The sequence below is a fragment of the Rathayibacter sp. VKM Ac-2759 genome (assembly GCF_009834225.1).
Taxonomy (GTDB): domain Bacteria; phylum Actinomycetota; class Actinomycetes; order Actinomycetales; family Microbacteriaceae; genus Rathayibacter.
Map to the genome: position 1 here is coordinate 3,154,709 of NZ_CP047176.1, position 21,760 is coordinate 3,176,468.

A 21,760-nucleotide genomic window follows, 5' to 3' on the forward strand; every position below is an offset into this window, starting at 1 on the left:
TGTGCAGTCCGGACCTGGGCTCAGCGGCCGGCGCGCTCGGAGGCGACGCGGGCGACCGCGTCGATCAGCGACGAGGCCGAGCGCTCGTCGGCGACGACGTCGACGCGGAGGCCCGACGCCCGCGCGTCCTTGGCCGTCTGCGGGCCGATCGCGGCGACAAGCGTCGTCTCGGGTACCGGGCCGAGCTGCTGCTGCACCTGCTCGGCGACGCTCCCCGAGGTGACGAGGATCGCGTGCACCGCGCCGCTCGCGACGTCGGACACGACGCGGTCCTCGACCGGCACGCCGACGGTGCGGTACGCGACCACCGAGCGCACGTCGTGCCCGATGCGCGTGAGGCCCTCGGTCAACAGGGGCTTCGCGATCTCGGAGCGCAGCGTGAGGATGCGCAGCGGGTGGCGGCCGCCCGTCGCCTCGGCCCACTCGGCGAGCAGACCGCGCGCGGAGTTGTCCTCGGACGGCACCAGATCGACCGAGTAGCCCGCGGCGACGAGCGCGGCGGCCGTCGTCTCGCCGACCGCGGCGACCTTGGTGGTCGACGGCACCGTCGTGCGCAGGAGCGAGAGCACGTCGACCGTCGTCGCGCTCGTCACCGTCATCCAGTCGAAGGCGCCGGCCTCGAGGTCGGCGAGAGCCTGCTCGAGCGCCGGGAAGTCGTCGGTCGGCGCGAAGTTGATCATCGGGGCGACGACCGGAGAGGCGCCCTTGGCGCGCAGCGCGGCGGCGACTCCATCACCCCAGGGACCTCCACGGGGGACGAGGATGCGCCACCCCTGCAACGGCTTCTCCCACTGGGAGTAGGCGGCGGGGACGATCACGAAGGGGCTCCCAGGGGTGCGAGGTCGGCGGCACCCGCACCGAGAAGCGCGTCAGCGAGCACGGAGCCGCAGCGGAACGCGGCTTCGACGACGGGCAGTTCCCGACCACGATACTGCGAATCCGCCCGATGTCGACCTCTGCCCACCGAACTGTTATCGATCGACTCCGCCACCTCCCGTACGAGGGACGCAGAACCGTCGGTCGCGAAGACGACACCGCGGAGGAGCACCTCGTCGTCGCGGACCGTCGCGGTCGCTCCGATCGGCGCCGCGCAGCCTGCCTCGAGCACGGCGAGCAGCGCCCGCTCGGCCGTGATGGCGGCGCGCGTCGCGACGTGCTCGACCGCGTCCAGCGCGGCGCGCAGCTCGTCGGTGGGCTCCTCGTCGCGCACCTCGATCGCGAGCGCGCCCTGCCCGGGCGCGTGCGGCGAGACGCCGAAGTCGAGGATCTCGGTGATGGCCTCGGTGCGCCCGAGACGGCGGAGTCCGGAGACGGCGAGCACGATCGCGTCCAGCGGCGCGTCGCTCTCGTCGGTCACCCGGCGCAGGCGCGTGTCGATGTTGCCGCGGATGTCCACGATGTCGAGGTCGGGCCGGGCGGCGAGCAGGGCGGCCCGGCGGCGCGGCGAGCCGGTGCCGACCCGGGCGCCCTCGGGCAGGGTCAGCAGCGTGCGGCCGTCGCGGGCGCAGAGCGCGTCGCGCGGATCCTCCCGCTCGGGGACGGCGCCGAGCACGAGCCCCTCGACCGGAGCCGTCGGCAGGTCCTTCAGCGAGTGCACGATCGCATCGCAGCGACCGGCGAGCAGGGCGTCGCGGAGGGCGCTGACGAACACGCCCGTGCCGCCGAGCGAGGCGAGCGATCCGCGCATGCGGTCGCCGTCCGACTCGATGCGCACCAGTTCGACCGGGACGCCCGCCGCGGCGGACATCCGGTCGGCCGTCATCCGGGTCTGCGCCACCGCGAGCGCGCTCGCGCGGGTGCCGACGCGAATGCTCACGAAGCGGTGCCGCGGATCACGGGGCGACGCCGGCGAGGGCGGGCTTGAAGCCCGCGCGGACGTTCTCGCAGCAGCCCGGACGGCAGACGTCGTACCAGGGCCCGAGCGCGGTCAGCGACGGCCGGTCCCCGACCGGGGTGCCGTGGACGCGCTCCATCACGAGGTCGACGAGACCGGCCACGTAGGCCGGGTCGGTGCCGGGGGTGGCCACGCGGATCGCGACGAGCCCGTTCTCCTCCGACGTCTCGAGCGCCTCGTTGTCGAGGTCCCACATGACCTCCATGTGGTCCGACACGAAGCCGAGCGGCACGATGACGACGGCCTTGCGGCCCTGCGCGGGCAGCTCCGCGATCGCGTCGTTGATGTCGGGCTCGAGCCACGGCTGCGTGGGCGGGCCGGAGCGCGACTGGTAGACGAGCTGCCACGGCACGTCGACGGTCGTCGCGGCGGCCATGACGACCTCCGCGACCGCGAGATGCTGCGCCTCGTAGGCGCCGCCGGGACCGAAGCCGTGCACGTCGACGACCGTGCCGTCGTCGTGCCGCTCGTGCGGTCCGCTGCGCTCGGCGTCGGCCATGGGGATCGAGTGCGTCGAGAACAGCACCTCCACCTCGGTGGCGAGGTCGAGGCCGGGGAGGCGCTCCTGCAGCTGCTCGAGACCGTCGTGCAGCGCCTTGACGAACGGCATGACGAAGCCCGGGTGGTCGAAGAACTGGCGCACCTTGTCGATCCGCAGCTCGCCCTCGAGGCCGGTGGCGTCGAGCGCGGCCGCGTAGTCCTCGCGGTACTGCCGGCAGGACGAGAAGGAGGAGTAGGCGCTGGTCGCGATGGCGATCAGGTTCGAGAAGCCGCGCTCCTTCGCCTCCGCCACCGCCTCGCTCATGTAGGGCGCCCAGTTGCGGTTGCCCCAGATCACGGGCAGGTCGATGCCGCGGTTCGCGAGCTCGGCCTCGAGCGCCGCCTTCAGCGCGCGGTTCTGCGCGTTGATCGGGCTGACGCCGCCGAAGTGCCGGTAGTGGTGCGCGACCTCCTCGAGGCGCTCCTCGGGGATCCCGCGGCCGCGGGTGACGTTGCGGAGGAAGGGGATGACGTCGTCCTGCCCCTCCGGGCCGCCGAAGCCGGCGAGGAGGATCGCGTCGTAGGCGACGGGCTCCTCGACGTGCTCCGGTCCGCTCGAGGCGGCGGGGGTCGCCCCGCGCACCAGGATCTGCGGCGAGTCTGCGGTCGTGTCGCTCATCGGAGCACCTCTGCGATCTGGTCGGCCTCGATGCGCCGACCCGTGTAGAACGGGACCTCTTCGCGCACGTGCCTGCGCGCCTCCGTCGCTCGGAGATCGCGCATGAGGTCGACGAGGTTGACGAGCTCCTCGTCCTCGAGCGCGAGGATCCACTCGTAGTCGCCGAGCGAGAACGAGGCGACGGTGTTGGTGAGCACGGAGCGGAAGCGGGAGCCCTGGCGGCCGTGCTGGGCGAGCATGGCGCGGCGCTCCTCCTCCGGGAGGATGTACCACTCGTAGGAGCGGACGAACGGGTAGACCGTGAGCCAGCGCGCCGGCGCCTTGCCGCGCATGTACGCCGGCAGGTGGTTCGCGCTGAACTCCGCGTCGCGGTGCACGCCCATCGCGTTCCACGTCGGCAGCAGGCCGACGAGCAGCTCGGTGCGGCGCAGCTCGCGGTACGCGCGCTGCAGCTCCTCGGGCTCGGAGCCGGTGAGCCAGAGCATGATGTCGGCGTCGGCGCGCAGGGCCGAGACGTCGTAGGTCCCGCGGACGGTCACACCCTCGTCGGCGAGCTGTGCGACGACGTGCTCGTACTGCTCGACGGCCGAGGGCACGGCGTCGTCGGAGAGGGTGAACGGACGTGCGGGATCCCTGCGGAGAACCGCCCAGAGCGTGTATCCCAGGGCCTGATCGGCGGGAGCCGGATCGGCGGGGGGCTGCGACGCCGGAGCGGCAGCGCTCGTGTCGGGGGCGGACTGAACGGGACCCGCCGGATCGGCGGTCTGATCGGTCATTGGTCCATCATCCCTCCGCCTGTGCCGATGCACAAAAGCGACGGAGGCTCTGGCGCCCGAGGGCTCGGGACGCTAGCGATCGGCGGCCGGTCGGCCCCCGGTCAGTCCTCGGTGATGGCGCGGACGACGCCCCAGGCGACGAGACCCACGGCGGCCGCGGCTCCGACGGCACCGGCGATCAGGGCCGACGGGTTCTGCCGCCGCACGACCCGGACCTTGCGCTCCAGCGTGCGCTGGGCGGTCCGGAGCTTGCGGGGGACGTTGACCTTGTACTCGATGGCGTCGAGGGTCGCCGCGAGCTCGGCTCGGGCGCGCTCGATGTCGGCCTTCAGCTGGCCGGGCTTGAGCTCGGCCGGGTCGACGAAGCGGGGGGTGGTGGTCGAGACCGCGCGATCAGTTGTCATAGCTGCCGACTCCCTTGAACGCCTGGACGTCCTTCTTGATGCTCTCGATCGAATCCTGCGGTACCGGCGGCACGGCCTTCTTGATCGACTTGACGCCGACGAGGGCGAGCACGACGGCCACCAGCAGGAAGAACACGGTGACGATCAGCGCCGACAGCCACGCGGGCAGCCAGGACGAGATGCCGATGATCGCGAAGGCGACCAGCGTCGCCCACGCGGTGATCAGGAAGAACACGGCCGCGGCGACGAAGGCGATCGCGAACCCGGCGCTCTTCGCCTTGCCCGACAGCTCGTTCTTCAGCGAGGCGACCTCGGCCTTGACGAGCTCGATCACGAGACCGGGGAGGTCGCCGACCAGCTCGCCCAGTGACCGGGCGTTCTTCGGATTGCGTTCGTTCACCACGGGAGCTCCTCGAGGGTGGGACGTGCCGGCGCGGGGCCGAGCAGGGCCGAAGGGATGTGGACTAGGCCTTGGAGGAGGACGGCGACGGCGAGGTGCCGGCGGCCGCAGCGGCCTCGTCGACCTTGGCCGCGGCCTTGCGGGCGGCGGCGGTCGCCTCGGCGTCGCTCGCGCCCTGGCTCTTCTTGCCGCCCGAGACGGCCTTGACGACGACCGAGCGCACGACCTCGTAGGCCTTGTCGGACACGGTGCTGAGCTGCGTCTTCGCCGCTCCGCCGACCGCGCCCGCCACGTCCTGCACGGGCTGCGTCTGCCAGAACCTGTTCGCCGCGGCGGCGATCTGGTCGTACCGCTTGCGTCCGGCGCGTGCTCCCAGCACGTATCCGGCGGCGGCTCCTGCCACGAAAAGAATCTTGCCCTTCACGCCTACTCCTCGTCCTGAACCGCTCGTGCGGCTCGTTCACGCGGTCGATGACCACTCGTGTCGGGGCACGCCGCTCTCACGCGGATGCCTGCGACCCAGAGTAGCCGTCGCCGTCATATCCTTCGCGCGGAATGCCGACGCCTTGACGCACCAACCGGCGCCGGATAAGGGCGGCCGCCTCGCCGGCGTGCGGCAGCACCGAGGCCAGCCCCGTCCCGGCCAGCCAGGTGCCGGTGACCACGACGCCCTCGACGGGAGCGAGGGCCGCGCGGAACGCCTCCAGGTGCTCGCGACGGCCCAGAGCCGCGGCAGGGCGGACGTTCGCCCAGCGCACCCGGGCGGAGTCGACCAGGGACGCGGGATCGAGCTCCACGCCGAGCAGGACGGAGGCGTCGCGGAGAGCGACGGCCGCCGCCTCCGCGTCGCTCGCTCCCTCGAGCGGAGGACGCTCGCCGGGTCTGCCGTAGGAGAGGCGCAGGACGTGCCGCCCGGCCGGGAGCGAGCGGGCGAGCCACTCCCACTTCGCGGTCGCATGGGTGAGCGCCTTGGCGGTCACGTCCGTGGCGGTCGGGGCGACGAGCACACCGGAGCCGCGCGGGGCCGCGTCGAGGCGGGCGTCGTCGACGACGAGGGTGACGAGCTCGACGGAGTCGCCGCTGCCCTCGTCGGGGTCGGCGACGGCGGGCACCAGCCCGGCGAGCAGCGCTCGCGCATCGCGCTCGGGGGTCGAGACGATGACGGCGCGGGCCGACACACCGCCGTCCTCGAGCGTCAGGCGGAAGAGCGCGCCATCGCGCTCGAGGGCCCGCACCGCGGCACCGGTGCGGATCTCGCCCGAGAGGTAGCCGATCCGCTCGACGAGAGCGTCGACCAGGCGGTGCATCCCTCCGCTGATGCCGCGCACCGCGACACCGGCCGGCAGGTTCGCGCGGAGGGAGGCGACGGCGCCGGCCAGCGAGCCGCGGCGCGTGATCGCGCCGTTCAGGCCCGGCGCGGCGAGATCGACGTCGATGTCCTCGGGGCGGGAGGAGTAGACGCCGGAGACCACGGGGGCGACGAGGTCCTCGAGCACGCGGACGCCCATCCGGGTGCGGACCAGCTCGGCCAGCGAGTGCGCGCGGCCGATGCGCAGCACCGGCAGGAGGGTGTCGAGCCAGGCCCGAGCGGCACCGCGGCGGCCGATCGCGCGCACCACGTCGGTCGCGAGCGGGGTGCCGGGGATGCCGAGGATCCCGGCGCGCGGCGACGGGACGGAGCGGCCGCCCGACAGATGGAGCCAGGAGCCGCCGGTGCTCGGCTCGACGACCGCCTCGGCGAGGGGGCGGCCGTCGGAGACGAGCGCGCCGAGCGCCGCCTCGACGTGGCCGCCGCGGGTGGCGAAGCTCTCGGCTCCCGCGTCGAGCACGACCCCGGCGATCTCGAGCGGGGCGACGGACCCGCCGACCCGCTCGCCCGCCTCGAGCACGACCACGCGCAGGCCGATGCGCAAGCACTCGGCCGCCGCGGCGAGCCCCGCCACTCCCCCGCCGACGACGGCGACGTCGTAGGCGGCGGGACCGGTCGTCACGGCCGCCAGGCGTGCACGTGCGCGACGAGGCGCGTGAGCACGTCGGGGTCGGTCTCGGGCGGCACGCCGTGGCCGAGGTTGAGCACGTGGGCCGGAGCGGTGAGACCGCGGAGGAGGACGTCGTCGACGTGCGCCGCGAGCACCTCCCAGGGGGCGGAGAGCAGGGCGGGGTCGACGTTGCCCTGCACGGGGACGAAGCCGCCGAGCCGGTGGTTCGCCTCGTCGAGCGGGATCCGGTAGTCGACGCCGACCACGTCGACGCCGATGCCGTGCATCGCGCCGAGGAGCTCGCCGGTGCCGACTCCGAAGTGCACGATCGGCACGTTGCGGCGCACCTGCGCCTCCTCGCCCGCCGGGCCGTGATCGAACGCGAGATCGCGCACGTGGGTCAGCGCCCGGGCGGAGGCGGGCGCGACATGGGCGGTGTAGTCGGCGAGCGAGAGCGCGCCCGCCCACGAGTCGAAGAGCTGAGCGGCGCTGGCGCCGGCGAGCACCTGAGCGCGCAGGAAGCGCCCGGTGACCTCGGCGGTCCACTCCATCAGGCGCGACCACGCGTCGGGATCGGCGTGCATCAGGGTCCGCGCGCGGATGTGGTCCTTCGACGGACCGCCCTCGACCAGGTACGCGGCGAGCGTGAACGGGGCGCCGGCGAAGCCGATCAGCGGGGTGTCGCCGAGCCCGGCGACCGTGCGGCGCACACCCTCCCGGATCGGCTCGAGGGTCTCGTCGAGGACCGCCGGGTCGATGGCGCAGAGCTCGTCGACGTCGGCGGCGGTGCGCACCGCCTTCTCGAGCACGGGCCCGCGGCCCGGGACGATGTCGACGCCGACCCCCGCCAGGCGCAGCGGGATGACGATGTCGCTGAAGAAGATGCCGGCGTCCACCCCGTGCCGGCGCACCGGCTGCAGCGTGATCTCGCTCGCGAGCGCGGGGTCGAGGCAGGCGTCGAGCATCTGCGTGTCGGTGCGGAGGGCCCGGTACTCGGGCAGGCTCCGCCCGGCCTGGCGCATGAACCAGACGGGTGTCGACTCCGGCCGGTCGGAGCGGTACGCCCTGACGAGGGAGGAGTCGGCGGTGCGCCCGGAGGCGAGCGGGTGCGACGGATCGAGCAGGCCGGCGGTGGGGGAGGTCACCGCGGCATTATTCCAGGCGCATCCGTGCATTCCTCCCCGACCCCGGGGGCGGGGCTCGGTGACGGCGCGTAGACTGCTGGGGTGCTTCTGTGTCTGACGGCGTCGCACAAGAACGCCAGCTTCGATCTCCTCGAGAAGCTCTCCGTCGACTCCTCCGCCGTCGCGTCCGCCCTGTCCGACGGCATCGACTTCGTCTCGGGGGCCGTGGTCGTGGCGACCTGCAACCGCTTCGAGGCGTACCTCGACATCGACGAGCCGCTGACCGCCGCGCAGGCCGTGGCCGTCGAGGCCGCGACCGCCGCCGTCAGCGCGGCGACCGGGGTCGAGCAGGACGAGCTCCGCGGCAGCGTCGACGTCGTCTCGGGCGACCGCGTCGCCGAGCACCTCTTCGCGGTGTCGAGCGGCCTGGAGTCGGTCGTCGTCGGCGAGGGCGAGATCGCCGGCCAGGTGCGCCGCTCGCTCGAGGAGGCGCGCCGCCTCGGCACCACGTCGTCCGAGCTGGAGCGCCTGTTCCAGCGCGCGTCGCAGACCTCGCGCGGCATCAAGAACCGCACCGGGCTCGGCAGCGCCGGCCGCTCGATCGTGCGGCTCGCCCTCGATCTCGCCTCCAGCCGCGTCACCGACTGGCGTGCCGCCCGCGTGCTGCTGGTCGGCACCGGCAGCTACGCCCGCGCGACCGTCGCCGCTCTGCGCGATCGCGGAGTGGTCGAGATCGCCGTGCACTCCCCCTCCGGCCGCGCGGAGGGCTTCGCCGCCCGCCGTGCGCTGCGGCCGATCGACCGGGCCGACTTCGCCGTCGAGGCCGTCGCCGCCGAGGTCGTCATCACCTGCACGACCACCGAGCAGCCCGTGCTCGACGCCGCGCTCCTCGCCGACGGACGCCGGCACGGCGCCTTCCGCGAGCGCCAGCTCGTCATCGACCTCGGCCTCCCCCGCAACGTCGCGGGCGATGTCACCGGACTCGCGGGGGTCGAGCTGCTCGACCTCGAGACGATCAGCCTGCACGCGCCGCTCGAGGTGCTCGACGCCTCCACCCAGGCACGCGCCCTCGTCGACAAGGCCGTCCGCAAGTTCTCGGACGTCGCCGACGAGAAGAGCCTGACCCCCGCGGTCGTGGCTCTGCGCGCCCACGTCTTCGACGCGCTCGACGCCGAGATCGAGCGTGCGCGCTCCCGCGGCGACGAGGACGGCCGGACCGAGCAGGCGCTGCGCCACCTCGCGGGAGTCCTGCTGCACACGCCGAGCGTCCGGGCGCGCGACTACGCCCGCGCGGGCGAGCAGGAGGCGTACCTCACGGGCCTCGAGGCGCTCTTCGGCATCGAGGTGCCCGCAGAGCCCGCGGCCGCGCGGCCGATCGACGGCTCGGCCGCCACCGCGTGAGCCCGCTCCGGCTCCCGTTCGACGCCGAGCCGATCCGCACCGAGCGCCTCCTCCTCCGGCCGCTCGGGCTCGACGACGCCGACGACCACGCGCGCTACCAGGGCGATCCGGAGGCGGTGCGCTACCTCCGGTGGCCCGTCCGGACCCCGGAGGAGTCGCGCGAGCACCTCCTGGTCCGCCTCCCCTCCGATCGTCTCGCCGCCGACGGCGATGTCGTCGTGCTGGCGATCGTGCCGACCGAGGGGCCCTTCGAGGGCCGCGTCATCGGCGACCTGACGCTCATCGCGACCTCCGTCGCGCAGGCGGGCGTCGAGATCGGCTGGGTGCTGCACCCGGAGGCGCAGGGCCGCGGCTACGCGACCGAGGCGGCCCGCGCCCTGCTCGAGCTGGCCTTCGACCGGCTCGACACCCACCGCGTGCTGGCGCAGCTCGACGCGCGCAACACCGCCTCGGCCCGCCTCTGCGAGCGCCTGGGCCTGCGCCTCGAGGCGCACCACCTCGAGGACGAGTACAGCAAGGGCGGGTGGACCTCGACCCTCGTCTACGCCCTGCTCGCCCGCGAGCGCCGCGCGCACTGACGCGCGGCGCTCCGGCGGCTACGCGCCGCGCAGGCCCGTGAAGAGGTGCGACTCGAGGTCGGCGAGCGGGATGCGCTCCTGCTTCATCGTGTCGCGGTCGCGGACCGTCACGGCGTCGTCCTCGAGCGAGTCGAAGTCGACCGTCACGCAGAACGGCGTGCCGATCTCGTCCTGGCGCCGGTAGCGGCGGCCGATCGCTCCGGAGTCGTCGAAGTCGACGTTCCAGAGCCGGCGGAGCCGGTCGGCCACCTCGCGGGCTAGCGGCGACAGCGCCTCGTTGCGCGAGAGCGGCAGCACCGCGACCTTGACCGGCGCGAGCCGCGGGTCGAGGTGCAGCACCGTGCGCGTCTCGACCTTGCCCTTGGCGTTCGGCGGCAGCTCCTGCTCCTCGTACGCGTCGACGAGGAACGCCATCAGTGCGCGCGTCAGACCGAAGGACGGCTCGATCACGAACGGCACGTAGCGCTCGTTCTTGTTCTGGTCGAAGAACGAGAGGTCTTTGCCCGAGTGCTCGATGTGCGTCTTGAGGTCGAAGTCGGTGCGGTTCGCGACTCCCATCAGCTCGCCCCACTCGCCCGAGGCGAAGCTGAAGCGGTACTCGATGTCGACGGTGCGCTTGGAGTAGTGCGAGAGCTTGTCCTTCGGGTGCTCGTACTGCCGGATGTTCTCCGGAGTGATCCCGAGGTCGATGAACCAGTCCCAGGCGAGCTTCATCCAGGTCTCCTGCCACTCCTCGTCCGTGCCGGGCTCGACGAAGAACTCGAGCTCCATCTGCTCGAACTCGCGGGTGCGGAAGATGAAGTTGCCGGGCGTGATCTCGTTGCGGAACGCCTTGCCGATCTGGCCGATGCCGAACGGCGGCTTCTTCCGCGCGCTCTGCAGCACGTTCGCGAAGTTCGTGAAGATGCCCTGGGCGGTCTCGGGCCGCAGGTAGTGCAGGCCCGACTCGTCGTCGACGACGCCGAGGTAGGTCTTCATCAGGCCCGAGAACTGCTTGATCTCGGTCCACTGGCCGACCTTGTCGGGGTGCTCCGGATCCGGGATGTCGGCGAGGCCGTTCACGGGCGGGTGGCCGTTGACCTCCTCGTACTTCTCGAAGAGGTGGTCGGCGCGGTAGCGCTTGTGCGTGATCAGCGACTCGGTCAGCGGGTCGGAGAAGACGCCGACGTGTCCGGAGGCGCTCCAGATCGCGGTGGGGAGGATCACGGCGGAGTCGAGGCCGACCACGTCGCCGCGGCCCTGCACGAACGTCTTCCACCACTGGCGCTTGATGTTCTCCTTGAGCTCGACGCCGAGTGGGCCGTAGTCCCAAGCGGAGCGGGTGCCTCCGTAGATGTCCCCGGAGGGGAAGACGAACCCCCGGTGCTGCGCGAGGGTGATGACCTTGTCGAGGGTGGTGGTGGGTTCTGCCACGGGGAGCTCCTCAGCTGTTCGGGCGCACGGGGCCCTGGCGCGCGCCGGCTGCGCGCGTCCTTCTGGTGTGCGTCCATGGTAGCCGCGGGGCAGGCGCGGGCCCGAGGGTGCGGCCGCGGGCATGATGGCGGGATGAGCAGCCTCCCTCCCCTCCTGGTCTCCGCCGTCGCCGTGATCCGGGACAGGAGGGTGCTCATGGTCGTCGCGCGCGGGCGCGAGGTGGTCTACCTGCCCGGCGGCAAGGTCGATCCGGGCGAGAGCGGCCTCGAGGCGGCCGCCCGCGAGGCCCGGGAGGAGCTCGGCTCGACGCCGGCGCGCCTCACCGAGCTCTTCACCGTGCGCGAGCAGGCGCACGGCGAGCCGGAGGGCCGGGAGGTGCACATGACGGTGTTCGCCGCCGATCTGCCCGCCGAGCCGCGCCCCTCCGGCGAGATCGACTCGCTGCACTGGATCGGCACGGCCGACGCGCACCGGTGCCCGCCCGCCGGCGTCGCGACGCTCGAGCGCCTCCACGCCCTCGGCCTCGTCGACTGACGCCGTCGGCTCCGGCGACCCCCGGGGCCGGATACCCTCGTGCCGTGGAGACGAGACGACGCGCCAGGGACCGGACGGGGAGTGACGACGCCCGCGGGCTCGAAGCGGTGCGGATGGAGGCGGCCGTGCCGATCCTGCGCATCTTCTCGGTGGCGAAGGCGGGCGAGTTCTACGTCGACTACCTCGGCTTCACGGTCGACTGGGAGCACCGCGCGAGCCTCGACGCGCCGCTCTACCTGCAGGTGTCGCGCTCCGGTCTGCGGCTGCACCTCAGCGAGCACCACCGCGACGGCAGCCCCGGAGCGGCGGTGCACCTCGCCCTCCGCGGAGTCCGCGAGCTGCACGCCGAGCTCGACGCGAAGGCGTACCCCTACCTGAACCCGCGCATCACGAGGTCGGCGTTCGGCTACGCCCTCGACCTGATCGATCCCTTCGGCAACCAGCTCCGCTTCGCCGAGCCCGCACCGCAGCCGACCGCTTCCTGAGAGCGCTGTGGTCGGGCGTTCACCGGCCGTCCACCGGATTCGGAGAGCAGTCGCCTAGCGTGTCGAGGATGGCGGCATCTCGGGGGACGAAGGAACGACCGCGCGGAGCGGATGAGAGGCGATCGCCCTGGGCTCCGCTCCGGGCCGGTCGTGCCGCACCCCTCGCGATGGGCTCGATCGCCTCGGCCGCGATCCTCGTCGGCTCCCTCGGCGTCGGCTTCCTCCCCCGCGACTCCTCCCTCCGCGACTGGCCGCTGATCGCCGCCGTGCGGGCGACCGGCTGGCTCACCGAGCTCAGCGCCGTCGCGGTGCTGGGCGGCGGGCTGCTCCTCCTGGTGGCGTGGCTCCGGCTGCGCGCCGTCGCGCTCGACGGCCGTCCCGGCTCGCTCCGCACGATCCTCGTGGCGGCGGTCGCCTGGGCGGCACCGCTGCTGCTGACGGTGCCGCTGTTCAGCCGCGACATGTTCTCGTACGTGGCGCAGGGCCGGCTCATGACGCAGGGCATCGACCCCTACACGCACGGAGTCGCGACGCTCCCCGGCTGGTTCGCGCTCGGCGTCGATCCCCTGTGGGCGGACACGCCCACCCCGTACGGCCCCCTCTACCTGCTCGCCGAGAAGACGGCCGTGCAGCTCGCCGGCTGGGCCTCGCCCGAGCTCTCGATCGCGATGCTGCGAGCGCTCTCGGTCGCCGGAGTCGCCGTGCTGGCCGTGTACGCGATCCGCCTCGCGCGCCTCCGCGGCCTCTCGGCTCCGCTGACCGCCTGGACGGTCGTCGCGAACCCGCTGACGCTGGTGCTCTTCGTGGTGGCCGGGCACAACGACTCCGTGATGCTCGCCCTGATCCTGGCCTCGCTCTACTACGGGCACACCGACCGCCGCATCGCCGCCGTCCTGCTGATGGGCGCCGCGATCGCGGTGAAGCCCGTCGCGGTCATCGCCCTCCCGGTGCTCGCGCTGCTCTGGCTCCGCCACGACGCGACGCTCCGCGAGCGGGTGCGGCTCTGGGTGTGGACGGCGGTCGGGGCGCTCTCGGTGGTCGTGGCGATCGGCCTCGCGGCCGGCGTCGGGGTCGGCTGGGTCGTGGCGATGGTCGTCCCCGGCGCGATCCTGCACTGGTACGCGCCGATGTCGTTCGTCACCGTCGTCGTCTCGAGCGCCGTGCAGCTGACCGGGCACGACCCGGGAGTCGCGATCGCGCTCGTCAAGATCCTCGCTCTCGCGATCGCGGCGGGCATCGCCGCGGCGCTGCTGCTCTCCAAGCGCGCGATCGATCCCCTCGCACGCCTGACGGGAGCGCTCCTGGCCTTCGTCACCGCCTCGACCGCGATCCACCCCTGGTACGCGCTGTGGATCCTCCCGATCGCGGCCCTCTCGCGCCCCTGGCAGAGCAGGCACCGGCACCTCGCGGTCTACGCGACGATCTTCCTGATGTGCGTCACGCTCTCGGAGCCGGCGGACGGCGGCGGCGGCGTGGTCGACCAGATCCCCGCGCGGGTCGCGACGATCGCCGCGGTGGCGGTCGTGGGCCTGTACATCGTGCTCGGCTACTCCGACGAGGAGCGCGTGCGGGTGCGGAGCCTCGTCGGCGCCGTGCCGTTCGGCACGGAGTTCCTCAGCCGGGTGTCCGGCGGCCGGATCGGCGGGGTGCTGGTCGAGTCGCACCTCCGCGAGTAGGGCGGGGCTCAGGCGTCGTCGGAGGGCTTCCGACGGCGCCGCTCGATCGCCGACTCCGCGGCGGTCGCCGCCGCATCGGGCTCGCCTCCGCCGAGCATGCCCGAGAGGGACGACAGCCAGCCGGCGTCGTCGCGCGTGCCCGAGAGGGCGCTCGAGAAGAGCGGGAGCTCGCTGCGGGTCGCGTGGATCGCGTAGGACTCGCGGGAGTAGCCGTTGTCGGGGACGACGGGGGCCCGGCGCTCGGGGGACGCCCCGGCGGCCTCGTCGCGGTCCTCGGGCTCGGTCGGGGCCTCGGCCTCGCTCCGGGGCTCGTTCTCGTCGTCGCGTTCGTCCTGGCCGTCGTTCACGGGCCCCTCCTCCGTCTCACCGCACCGCGGCGGACGGAGCGTGCGCCCTGGCGACTGCGCCGGGCGTCCGGTCAGCGTACCCCGCTCAGGGGGTGTCGGGCTCGCCGTCGTGCGAGCGCGGGAGGGGCCGCCAGACGACCACCTCGGTGCGCCGCTGCGCACGCGTCCCGTGGCGGAGGGTGACCACGTCGCCCTCGAGACCCGCGGCGAACACGCGGCGGCCCGGCCGGTTGAGCAGCTCGTCGGCCAGGGCGCCCTCGAGCTCGCGGACGCGCTGCGAGAGCGCCTGCACCTGGTTCTCGAGCTGCAGGATGCGCGCGATGCCCTCGAGGGACACCCCCTCGGACGACAGCCGTGCCACCTCGCGCAGCTGGACGACGTCGCGCGTCGAGTAGCGGCGCGACTTGCCGGCCGTCCGCGTGGGCCGCACGAGACCGAGCCGGTCGTACTGGCGGAGGGTCTGCGGATGCATCCCCGCGAGGTCGGCGGCGACGGCGATCGCGAAGACCGGGGTGTTCTCGTCCACGTCCCCTCCTCTCGTCGCCGTCCGTCACCCGCTAGTAGCGGGCCTTCTCCAGGATGTCCTCGCGCGGGTTCTCGGCGGGCTGGGCGGCCGCGAACGCCTCGAGGGCCTCGCGGGCGGCCGAGGACAGGTGGTCGGGGACGGCCACCTGGATCTCGGCGAGCAGATCGCCCGTGCCCTTGCCGGTCGTGACTCCGCGGCCCTTCACGCGCAGCACGCGGCCGCTCGGGGTGCCGGGGGCGACCCGGAGCTTCACGGGATCGCCGCCGAGAGTCGGCACCTCGATCGTCGCGCCGAAGACGGCCTCGACGAAGGTGACGGGCACGTGCACCCGGAGGTTCAGGCCGTCGCGCTCGAAAACGGGGTGCTTGCGCACGGCGACGGTGAGGACGAGATCACCGGGCTCGCCGCCGTCGGGGCTCGGGCGGCCCTTGCCGCGGACGCGGATCTTCTGCTGGTCGGCCACTCCGGCCGGGATGCGCACCGAGAGGGCGCGGCCCTCGCCGGTCTGGAGCTGGACCGTGTCACCGCGGGTCGCGGTGCGGAAGTCGATGGTGGTGCTGGCGGTGACGTCGGCGCCCTTCTGCGGGCCGCCGAAGCCGCGGAACCCGCCGCTCGGCTGGCCGAAGCGGCCCCCGCCGGTGTTGCCGAACATCCCGCCGAGGATGTCCTCGAAGCCCGCGGGCGGGCCCTGCTGGGTGCTGTACGAGGTGCGGCCCCCGCCGCCCTGGCCGAACACGTTGCCGAAGACGTCGTCGAAGCCGCCGGGCTGTCCGCCCGCGGCGGTGAAGCGCGCGCCGCCGCCCATCGCGCGGATCTGGTCGTACTCCTTGCGCTGCTCGGGGTCGGAGAGGACGGTGTACGCCTCGCTGATCTCCTTGAAGCGCGCCTCCGCCTTGGCATCCCCCGGGTTGGAGTCGGGGTGGAACTGGCGGGCGAGCTTCCGGTAGGTCTTCTTCAGCTCCGCCTCGGGCACGTCCTTGGACACGCCGAGGACCTTGTAGAAGTCCTTGTCGAACCAATCCTGGCTGGCCATGTGCCTCTTCCTGTGTCTCTGGTGCGAGGGACCCCGCCCGCCCGTCGATGCCGGGCGGGCGGGGTCTCCCGCGGTGGTGCGGAGGGTGTCAGTCGGCCGGGACGGCGACGACCACCCGGGCGGCGCGCAGCAGCGAGCCTCCGAGGTAGTAGCCCGACTCGACGACGTCGGCGACCGTGGAGGTCTCGGCGCCGGGCGTCGGCTGCTGGAAGATCGCCTCGTGGATGTTCGGGTCGAACAGATCCCCCACGGCGCCGGTCTTCACGAGCCCAAGCTTCTCCATGCCGCCGCGCAGCTTCTGCGCGATGGCGGTGAAGGGCCCGCCCTCGGGGAGGTCGCCGTGCTTCTCGGCGCGGTCGAGGTCGTCGAGCACGGGGAGGATGACCTTCACCGCGTCGCCGATGGCCCGCTCCTTCTCGACCTGGCGGTTGGACTCCGTGCGCTTGCGGTAGTTCGCGTACTCGGCGGTCACCCGCTGGAGATCGGCGAGGTGCTCCGCGGCGAGCGTCTCGGCGTCGGACTGCCCCGAGAGGAACGAGAGGTCGGCGTCCGAGAGGGTGGTCTCGACGTCGGGCCCCTCGGCCTCGATCAGGCCCTCGGAGTCCTGAGCGGCCTCGGCCGCCTCGGATCCCGTGGACTCGGCGCCGGTGGCCGGCTCCTCCTCGGGCACGCCCTCGCCCTGCGGCTGGTTGTGGCGCCCCATGACTACTTCGTGTCCTTCGGCTCGTCGTCGTCGATGACCTCGGCGTCGACGATGTCCTCGTCGTCCTTCTTCTCGTCCTCGGCCGGAGCGTCCTGCGGGGCGCCCTGGTCGGCCGACTGCTGCGAGTAGATGGCCTGGCCGATCTTGGTCTGCGAGGCGTTCAGCGCGTCGAACGCGGTCTTGACGGCCGCGTCGTCGTCGCCGGCGAGCGCGGTCTTCAGCGCGTCGACGTCGCCCTGCACCTCGGACTTGACGTCCTCGGGCAGCTTGTCCTCGTTCTCCTTGATCAGCTTGTCGATCGAGTAGGCGAGGGTCTCGGCGTTGTTGCGGATCTCGGCCGCCTCGCGGCGGGCCTTGTCCTCGGCCGCGTGCTCCTCGGCCTCGCGGACCATGCGCTCGATGTCGTCCTTCGGCAGCGACGAGCCGCCGGTGATCGTCATCGACTGCTCCTTGCCGGTGCCCTTGTCCTTGGCGGACACGTGCACGATGCCGTTGGCGTCGATGTCGAAGGTGACCTCGACCTGCGGGATCCCGCGCGGGGCCGGCGCGATGCCGGTCAGCTCGAAGGTGCCCAGGTTCTTGTTGTCGCGGGTGAACTCGCGCTCGCCCTGGAACACCTGGATCGCGACGGACGGCTGGTTGTCGTCGGCCGTGGTGAAGGTCTCGGACCGCTTGGTCGGGATCGCCGTGTTGCGCTCGATGAGCTTGGTCATGATCCCTCCCTTGGTCTCGATGCCGAGCGAGAGCGGCGTGACGTCGATGAGGAGGACGTCCTTGCGCTCGCCCTTGAGGACACCGGCCTGCAGGGCGGCGCCGACGGCGACGACCTCGTCCGGGTTGACGCCCTTGTTGGGCTCCTTGCCGCCGGTGAGCTTCTTGACGAGCTCGGCCACGGCCGGCATGCGGGTCGAGCCGCCGACGAGGACGACGTGCGCGATGTCCTCGACCTTGACTCCGGCCTCGGCGATGACGTCGGTGAACGGCTTGCGGGTGCGCTCGATCAGGTCGCTCGTGAGCTCCTCGAACTTGGCGCGGGTGAGCGTCTCGTCGAGGTTCGCGGGGCCGTTCTCGGTCAGCGAGAGGTAGGGCAGCTGGATGCTGGTCGAGGTGCTCGAGGAGAGCTCCTTCTTCGCCTGCTCAGCGGCCTCCTTGAGGCGCTGACGCGCGATCTTGTCCTTCGAGACGTCGACGCCGGTCGAGTCCTTGAAGCGCTTGACCAGGTAGTCGACGACGCGCTGGTCCCAGTCGTCGCCGCCGAGGCGGTTGTCGCCCGAGGTCGAGCGCACCTGGATCGTCGAGAAGTCGTCGTCCTTGCCCACCTCGAGGAGGGAGACGTCGAAGGTTCCGCCACCGAGGTCGAAGACGAGGATGAGCTCGTCCTCCTTGCCCTTGTCGAGGCCGTAGGCGAGCGCCGCGGCGGTCGGCTCGTTGATGATGCGGAGCACGTTGAGGCCGGCGATCTCGCCGGCGTCCTTCGTGGCCTGGCGCTCGGCGTCGTTGAAGTAGGCCGGGACGGTGATGACCGCGTCGGTCACCTTCTCGCCCAGGTACTGCTCGGCGTCGCGCTTGAGCTTGCCCAGGATGCGGGCCGAGATCTCCTGCGGGGTGTACTTCTTGTCCTCGACGGCGAAGGTCCAGTCGGTGCCCATGTGGCGCTTGACGGAGGCGAGGGTGCGGTCGACGTTGGTGACGGCCTGGCGCTTGGCGGTCTCGCCGACCAGCACCTCGCCGTCCTTGGTGAACGCGACGACGGACGGGGTGGTGCGGAAGCCCTCGGCGTTGGCGATGACGGTGGGCTCGCCACCTTCGAGGACGGCCACGACCGAGTTGGTGGTTCCCAGGTCGATGCCTACGGCACGGGACATATGCGTGTTTCTCCTTCGCGAGCGGCCGTCGGGCCGTTCAGTTGACGGGTGGAACTGTGGTGAAGACTGTGCGGGGAGTCGAGCCCTGCGGGATGTGACCCGGTGGGAGTTGAGCCCCGCACGCTCAAGTTTACGCAGCAGCTCCGACGAGTCAAGTCGAGAGGGCAGAACTTGAGCCGACTCGACTCAACTCTCAGGAACCGCGTTCGCGGTACCCGGAGTTCACCCGCGCGTCCTACGGTGATCGCATGACAGAGCGCACCGGCCGCTGGCCCGTTCTCGCCTGGGGCCTCTGGGACTGGGGCGGCTCGGCCTTCAACGCGGTCGTGACGACCTTCGTCTTCACCGTCTACCTGACGTCCGACGGGCTCTTCGGCACATCGACCGGAGTCTCGGCGGCCCTCGGCTGGTCGCTCGCCGGCGCCGGCCTGGTCGTCGCGCTCATCGCGCCGATAACCGGGCGCCGCGCCGATCTCGGCGGGCGGCGGAGGCTGTGGCTCGGGATCCACTCGGCGGTGGTCGTGGCCTGCATCCTGCTGATGTTCTTCGTCCGCCCCGATCCGGCCCTCCTCTGGCTCGGCCTGCTGCTGCTCGCCGTCGGCACCGTCTTCTTCGAGTTCGCGAGCGTCAACTACAACGCGATGCTGACGCAGGTCTCGACCCGCTCGAGCATCGGCCGGGTCTCGGGCTTCGGCTGGGGCATGGGGTACGTCGGCGGCATCGTCCTGCTCCTGATCGTCTACTTCGGCTTCATCTCGCCCGAGGTCGGGCTCTTCGGAGTGACCGGCGACGACGGCCTCGACGTCCGCGTCTCGATCCTGCTGGCGGGCGTCTGGTTCGCGGTCTTCGCGCTGCCGGTGCTGCTGGCCGTGCCGGAGGCCCCGGCCACCGCCTCCGGAGCGAGCCGCGTCGGCGTCATCGCCTCCTACCGCGCGCTCTTCCGCCAGATCCGCGCGCTGTGGAGGGAGAGCCGCAGCACGGTCGCGTTCCTCATCGCCAGCGCCGTCTTCCGCGACGGGCTCACGGGCGTCTTCACCTTCGGCGGCGTCCTCGCGCAGGGGACCTTCGGCTTCACCGCGGGCGAGGTCATCCTCTTCGCGATCGCCGCGAACGTGGTGGCCGGAGTCGCGACCATCTCGGTGGGAGCGCTCGACGACCGCCTCGGCCCCAAGGCCGTGATCGTCGCCTCCCTCGTCGGCCTCGTGATCTGCGGGACCGCGATCTTCGTGCTGCACGACGGCGGCCCGACGATGTTCTGGATCTTCGGGCTCCTGCTCTGCCTGTTCGTCGGTCCCGCGCAGTCGGCGAGCCGCAGCTACCTGGCCCGCCTGATCCCCGAGGGCCGGGAGGGCGAGATCTTCGGCCTCTACGCGACGACCGGACGCGCGGCGTCGTTCCTGGCCCCCGCGGCCTTCGCGGCCTTCGTGTCGATCGCGTCCGTCGCCTCCGGTGGGGACGAGGCCGACGTGCAGTACTGGGGAATCCTCGGACTCGTGCTCGTGCTCGCCGTCGGGCTCGTGCTGCTGCTCCCGGTCCCGCGCCCGCCGTCGGCGGCCGTGCCTGCCGCGCCGTCGGAGCGCGACGCCGCGCCGCTCGCCTAGAGTGTCGGAGCCGCCGCCGCGGCGAGAGGACGACCGGCCCGGCCGGACGACGGAGGAGGACGCGATGGCGCGAGGCGAGACGGCACCCCGGGGCCCCGAGCGGCACACCCGCACCTCCGACGCCGCAGTCGACTCGCCGTCGACGAGCCCCGCCTCCGAGTGGCCGATCGCGGCCGAGGCGCCGCCGGTCGCCGAGCGCCCCGCGACGATCCGCGTCAAGAAGAAGCGCAGGGCCTCGAGCACGGTCCGCGCGCGCCGCCTCGCGAAGCGCGCCGGCTCCGCGGCCCTCGTCGTGGCGCTGCTGGCGGGCCTCGCCGTCGTCGTCGTCCTGATCCTCGCCCCGCACCACCTGTTCTGACGCGGCGGCCGGCGCTCAGGTCGCGAGCCAGAAGACGATCAGCAGCAGGGTGACCAGGAAGCCGGTCAGGAAGTTCAGCGCGAGGAAGCGCTTCCAGCCCGCGTTCGCACGCTCGGCCTCGGCATCGGTCAGCGATCGGTACGGCCAGATGCTGACCGCGTAGGGGATCGCGAGGAGCGCGGCGAGCGTGCCCGGCCACGGCAGCAGGAGCAGGAGCAGCCCGCTCGCGACATAGGCGCCGATCGCGAAGCGGGTGGTGGTCCTCGCGCCGATGACGGTGGCGATCGAGCCGATGCCGCCGGCCCGGTCGGCCAGGATGTCCTGCACCGCGCCGAACGCGTGGCTGGCGATCCCCCAGAGGAAGAACGCGACGAGCAGCGCCACCAGGCCGGGAGTGACGACCGTGCCGGCCAGCGCGATGCCGTACACGGCGGGGCTGACGAAGTGCGTGGCCGAGGTCAGCGAGTCGACGAACGGGCGCTCCTTGAAGCGCAGCCCGGGCGCGCTGTAGGCGATCACCGCGAAGACGCTGATCGCCAGCACCAGCCAGGACACCGGCGAGCCGAGCAGCACCAGCGCGATCAGGAACGGCACGTTGGTGACCACCGCCGCGATCAGCGTCGCGCGGTGCTCGCCGCGGTCGAGGACCGCTCCCTCCACTCCGCCCTTGCGCGGATTGCGGAGGTCGGACTCGTAGTCGAACACGTCGTTGATCCCGTACATCGCGAGGTTGTAGGGGATCAGGAAGTACAGCGTGCCGAGCACGAAGGCGAGGTCGATCTCGCGCGTGGTCAGCAGGTAGGCGGCGGCGAACGGGTAGGCGGTGTTCACCCAGCTCAGCGGGCGGCTCGAGACGAAGAGCGCGCGCAGCCGCTTCACGACGCGCTCCGTCGCCGCGCGGGGAGGAGGGTCCAGAGCGCGGGCAGCAGCAGCGCGGCCGCGATCGCGTAGGCGAAGTCCTCGATGGGGGCCACTCCGATCCGGATGCCGGAGATCAGCTCGTCGTCGTAGGCGACCAGGAGCCCCACCCCGATCATCACGTTGTCGAAGACCGCGGTCATCACCAGCAGCACGGCGAGCGTGCCCAGCAGCGCGGCGGGGCGGAGGCGGCGCCGGGCGATCACGAGGACGACCAGCACGACCGCGAGGAACACGGCGTTGAGGAGGAGGTACGTCATGCGCGCACCTCCGCCCGCTCCGCCGCGCGGTTCGCGAGGAATCCGTGCACGTCCATGGTCAGGTAGCAGAGCAGCGTGAGGAAGAGGACCTCCTCGACCGGCAGCTCCGGGGCGAGCTGGATCCCGGTCATGTAGGGCGTCTCGCCGCGGAAGAACACCCCGAGGCCGATCCCGACCAGGTCCCAGACGAGGAAGAACGCGACGCCGACGGGCAGCACGACGGCCGCCCGGCGCGCATCCGCCCAGAAGAACAGGCGGAAGCGCCTGTCGAGCACGACCATCCCGGTGATCGAGACGGCGAGCGCCAGCAGGTAGAGGACCCCCAC

25 protein-coding genes are annotated in these 21,760 nt (G+C 72.5%); 7 read left to right on the forward strand and 18 right to left on the reverse strand.

Annotated elements, in window-relative coordinates; all coding sequences use genetic code 11:
- Window positions 1-20: 20 nt before the first annotated feature.
- The 9 genes from GSU68_RS14730 to hemE all read right to left on the reverse strand — a co-directional run bounded on the left by GSU68_RS14730 (window position 21) and on the right by hemE (window position 7,787).
- Window positions 21-815 carry a uroporphyrinogen-III synthase gene (locus GSU68_RS14730; RefSeq protein WP_159910319.1) on the reverse strand — a complete coding sequence of 265 codons (795 nt, stop codon included), beginning with the start codon at window positions 813-815 and terminating at the stop codon, window positions 21-23.
- Window positions 815-1,816 (reverse strand): hydroxymethylbilane synthase, encoded by a 1,002-nt coding sequence (gene hemC / locus GSU68_RS14735; protein WP_159909433.1) that lies wholly within the window; start codon window positions 1,814-1,816, stop codon window positions 815-817. Before hemC ends, GSU68_RS14730 begins: the two co-directional genes overlap by 1 nt.
- A 16-nt stretch (window positions 1,817-1,832) precedes the next feature.
- Window positions 1,833-3,053, reverse strand: a complete 1,221-nt coding sequence (locus GSU68_RS14740; RefSeq protein WP_159909434.1) for a ferrochelatase — start codon at window positions 3,051-3,053, stop codon at window positions 1,833-1,835.
- Window positions 3,050-3,829, reverse strand: a complete 780-nt coding sequence (gene hemQ / locus GSU68_RS14745; protein ID WP_159909435.1) for a hydrogen peroxide-dependent heme synthase — start codon at window positions 3,827-3,829, stop codon at window positions 3,050-3,052. Before hemQ ends, GSU68_RS14740 begins: the two co-directional genes overlap by 4 nt.
- Window positions 3,830-3,930: 101 nt before the next feature.
- The gene (locus GSU68_RS14750) at window positions 3,931-4,233 is read right to left on the reverse strand and encodes a DUF3618 domain-containing protein (protein WP_159909436.1); all 303 of its coding nucleotides are present in this window, start codon (window positions 4,231-4,233) and stop codon (window positions 3,931-3,933) included.
- Entirely contained in the window at window positions 4,223-4,633 is a 411-nt protein-coding gene (locus GSU68_RS14755) for a phage holin family protein (RefSeq protein WP_244259294.1), read from the reverse strand. The genes GSU68_RS14750 and GSU68_RS14755 overlap by 11 nt, the downstream gene beginning before the upstream one ends.
- A 64-nt stretch (window positions 4,634-4,697) precedes the next feature.
- On the reverse strand, window positions 4,698-5,057 hold the full coding sequence (locus GSU68_RS14760; protein WP_159909438.1) for a hypothetical protein: 360 nt from the start codon (window positions 5,055-5,057) through the stop codon (window positions 4,698-4,700).
- A 76-nt stretch (window positions 5,058-5,133) separates the two neighbouring features.
- On the reverse strand, window positions 5,134-6,624 hold the full coding sequence (locus tag GSU68_RS14765) for an FAD-dependent oxidoreductase (protein ID WP_279631039.1): 1,491 nt from the start codon (window positions 6,622-6,624) through the stop codon (window positions 5,134-5,136).
- Window positions 6,621-7,787, reverse strand: coding sequence for a uroporphyrinogen decarboxylase (hemE, locus tag GSU68_RS14770; protein ID WP_159909439.1), 1,167 nt, complete (start codon window positions 7,785-7,787; stop codon window positions 6,621-6,623). Before hemE ends, GSU68_RS14765 begins: the two co-directional genes overlap by 4 nt.
- A gap of 51 nt (window positions 7,788-7,838) precedes the next feature.
- On the opposite strand from hemE, the gene GSU68_RS14775 reads away from it, so the two are divergent.
- Window positions 7,839-9,137, forward strand: a complete 1,299-nt coding sequence (locus GSU68_RS14775) for a glutamyl-tRNA reductase (RefSeq protein WP_159909440.1) — start codon at window positions 7,839-7,841, stop codon at window positions 9,135-9,137.
- Window positions 9,134-9,715, forward strand: coding sequence for a GNAT family protein (locus tag GSU68_RS14780; RefSeq protein WP_244259295.1), 582 nt, complete (start codon window positions 9,134-9,136; stop codon window positions 9,713-9,715). Before GSU68_RS14775 ends, GSU68_RS14780 begins: the two co-directional genes overlap by 4 nt.
- An 18-nt stretch (window positions 9,716-9,733) precedes the next feature.
- On the opposite strand, the gene GSU68_RS14785 is transcribed toward GSU68_RS14780, so the two are convergent.
- Window positions 9,734-11,128 (reverse strand): glycine--tRNA ligase, encoded by a 1,395-nt coding sequence (locus GSU68_RS14785; RefSeq protein ID WP_159909441.1) that lies wholly within the window; start codon window positions 11,126-11,128, stop codon window positions 9,734-9,736.
- 132 nt (window positions 11,129-11,260) lie between these two features.
- On the opposite strand from GSU68_RS14785, the gene GSU68_RS14790 reads away from it, so the two are divergent.
- From GSU68_RS14790 to mptB, 3 genes are all read left to right on the forward strand, one after another.
- Window positions 11,261-11,662 carry an NUDIX domain-containing protein gene (locus GSU68_RS14790; protein WP_159909442.1) on the forward strand — a complete coding sequence of 134 codons (402 nt, stop codon included), beginning with the start codon at window positions 11,261-11,263 and terminating at the stop codon, window positions 11,660-11,662.
- Window positions 11,663-11,706: 44 nt separating this feature from the next.
- Window positions 11,707-12,147 (forward strand): glyoxalase superfamily protein, encoded by a 441-nt coding sequence (locus GSU68_RS14795; protein WP_208544582.1) that lies wholly within the window; start codon window positions 11,707-11,709, stop codon window positions 12,145-12,147.
- A gap of 167 nt (window positions 12,148-12,314) precedes the next feature.
- Entirely contained in the window at window positions 12,315-13,823 is a 1,509-nt protein-coding gene (gene mptB, locus GSU68_RS14800; protein ID WP_159909443.1) for a polyprenol phosphomannose-dependent alpha 1,6 mannosyltransferase MptB, read from the forward strand.
- Window positions 13,824-13,831: 8 nt separating this feature from the next.
- On the opposite strand, the gene GSU68_RS14805 is transcribed toward mptB, so the two are convergent.
- The 5 genes from GSU68_RS14805 to dnaK form a co-directional block, all read right to left on the reverse strand.
- The gene (locus GSU68_RS14805; protein ID WP_159909444.1) at window positions 13,832-14,170 is read right to left on the reverse strand and encodes a hypothetical protein; all 339 of its coding nucleotides are present in this window, start codon (window positions 14,168-14,170) and stop codon (window positions 13,832-13,834) included.
- An 85-nt stretch (window positions 14,171-14,255) separates the two neighbouring features.
- Window positions 14,256-14,696, reverse strand: coding sequence for a MerR family transcriptional regulator (locus tag GSU68_RS14810; RefSeq protein ID WP_159909445.1), 441 nt, complete (start codon window positions 14,694-14,696; stop codon window positions 14,256-14,258).
- Between the two features lie 31 nt (window positions 14,697-14,727).
- Window positions 14,728-15,729 (reverse strand): DnaJ C-terminal domain-containing protein, encoded by a 1,002-nt coding sequence (locus GSU68_RS14815; protein ID WP_159909446.1) that lies wholly within the window; start codon window positions 15,727-15,729, stop codon window positions 14,728-14,730.
- A gap of 88 nt (window positions 15,730-15,817) precedes the next feature.
- Window positions 15,818-16,432, reverse strand: coding sequence for a nucleotide exchange factor GrpE (locus GSU68_RS14820; protein WP_159909447.1), 615 nt, complete (start codon window positions 16,430-16,432; stop codon window positions 15,818-15,820).
- A gap of 2 nt (window positions 16,433-16,434) precedes the next feature.
- Window positions 16,435-18,297 carry a molecular chaperone DnaK gene (gene dnaK, locus GSU68_RS14825; RefSeq protein WP_159909448.1) on the reverse strand — a complete coding sequence of 621 codons (1,863 nt, stop codon included), beginning with the start codon at window positions 18,295-18,297 and terminating at the stop codon, window positions 16,435-16,437.
- Window positions 18,298-18,545: 248 nt separating this feature from the next.
- Here dnaK and GSU68_RS14830 point away from each other — a divergent pair, with 248 nt between their 5' ends.
- The gene (locus tag GSU68_RS14830) at window positions 18,546-19,898 is read left to right on the forward strand and encodes an MFS transporter (RefSeq protein ID WP_159909449.1); all 1,353 of its coding nucleotides are present in this window, start codon (window positions 18,546-18,548) and stop codon (window positions 19,896-19,898) included.
- 64 nt (window positions 19,899-19,962) lie between these two features.
- Window positions 19,963-20,256: a hypothetical protein gene (locus GSU68_RS14835; protein ID WP_159909450.1), complete on the forward strand. Its 294-nt coding sequence runs from the start codon at window positions 19,963-19,965 to the stop codon at window positions 20,254-20,256.
- Window positions 20,257-20,271: 15 nt separating this feature from the next.
- Here the strand turns inward: GSU68_RS14835 and GSU68_RS14840 are convergent, their stop codons facing one another.
- From GSU68_RS14840 to GSU68_RS14850, 3 genes are read right to left on the reverse strand one after another with little or no spacing between them, the layout of a single operon-like run.
- Window positions 20,272-21,135 carry a prenyltransferase gene (locus GSU68_RS14840; RefSeq protein ID WP_167305285.1) on the reverse strand — a complete coding sequence of 288 codons (864 nt, stop codon included), beginning with the start codon at window positions 21,133-21,135 and terminating at the stop codon, window positions 20,272-20,274.
- Window positions 21,132-21,434 (reverse strand): lycopene cyclase domain-containing protein, encoded by a 303-nt coding sequence (locus GSU68_RS14845; RefSeq protein WP_159909451.1) that lies wholly within the window; start codon window positions 21,432-21,434, stop codon window positions 21,132-21,134. Before GSU68_RS14845 ends, GSU68_RS14840 begins: the two co-directional genes overlap by 4 nt.
- Window positions 21,431-21,760 carry a lycopene cyclase domain-containing protein gene (locus GSU68_RS14850; RefSeq protein WP_159909452.1) on the reverse strand — a complete coding sequence of 110 codons (330 nt, stop codon included), beginning with the start codon at window positions 21,758-21,760 and terminating at the stop codon, window positions 21,431-21,433. Before GSU68_RS14850 ends, GSU68_RS14845 begins: the two co-directional genes overlap by 4 nt.

What these genes read in the sequence shown, in the direction of transcription:
- GSU68_RS14740 (WP_159909434.1), bottom strand. Translation starts at nt 3,053, where the DNA reads ATGAGCGACACGACCGCAGACTCGCCGCAGATCCTGGTGCGCGGGGCG.
- hemQ (WP_159909435.1), bottom strand. Translation starts at nt 3,829, where the DNA reads ATGACCGATCAGACCGCCGATCCGGCGGGTCCCGTTCAGTCCGCCCCC.
- GSU68_RS14750 (WP_159909436.1), bottom strand. Translation starts at nt 4,233, where the DNA reads ATGACAACTGATCGCGCGGTCTCGACCACCACCCCCCGCTTCGTCGAC.
- hemE (WP_159909439.1), bottom strand. Translation starts at nt 7,787, where the DNA reads ATGCACGGATGCGCCTGGAATAATGCCGCGGTGACCTCCCCCACCGCC.
- GSU68_RS14790 (WP_159909442.1), top strand. Translation starts at nt 11,261, where the DNA reads ATGAGCAGCCTCCCTCCCCTCCTGGTCTCCGCCGTCGCCGTGATCCGG.
- mptB (WP_159909443.1), top strand. Translation starts at nt 12,315, where the DNA reads ATGGGCTCGATCGCCTCGGCCGCGATCCTCGTCGGCTCCCTCGGCGTC.
- GSU68_RS14815 (WP_159909446.1), bottom strand. Translation starts at nt 15,729, where the DNA reads ATGGCCAGCCAGGATTGGTTCGACAAGGACTTCTACAAGGTCCTCGGC.
- GSU68_RS14820 (WP_159909447.1), bottom strand. Translation starts at nt 16,432, where the DNA reads ATGGGGCGCCACAACCAGCCGCAGGGCGAGGGCGTGCCCGAGGAGGAG.
- dnaK (WP_159909448.1), bottom strand. Translation starts at nt 18,297, where the DNA reads ATGTCCCGTGCCGTAGGCATCGACCTGGGAACCACCAACTCGGTCGTG.
- GSU68_RS14830 (WP_159909449.1), top strand. Translation starts at nt 18,546, where the DNA reads ATGACAGAGCGCACCGGCCGCTGGCCCGTTCTCGCCTGGGGCCTCTGG.
- GSU68_RS14835 (WP_159909450.1), top strand. Translation starts at nt 19,963, where the DNA reads ATGGCGCGAGGCGAGACGGCACCCCGGGGCCCCGAGCGGCACACCCGC.
- GSU68_RS14845 (WP_159909451.1), bottom strand. Translation starts at nt 21,434, where the DNA reads ATGACGTACCTCCTCCTCAACGCCGTGTTCCTCGCGGTCGTGCTGGTC.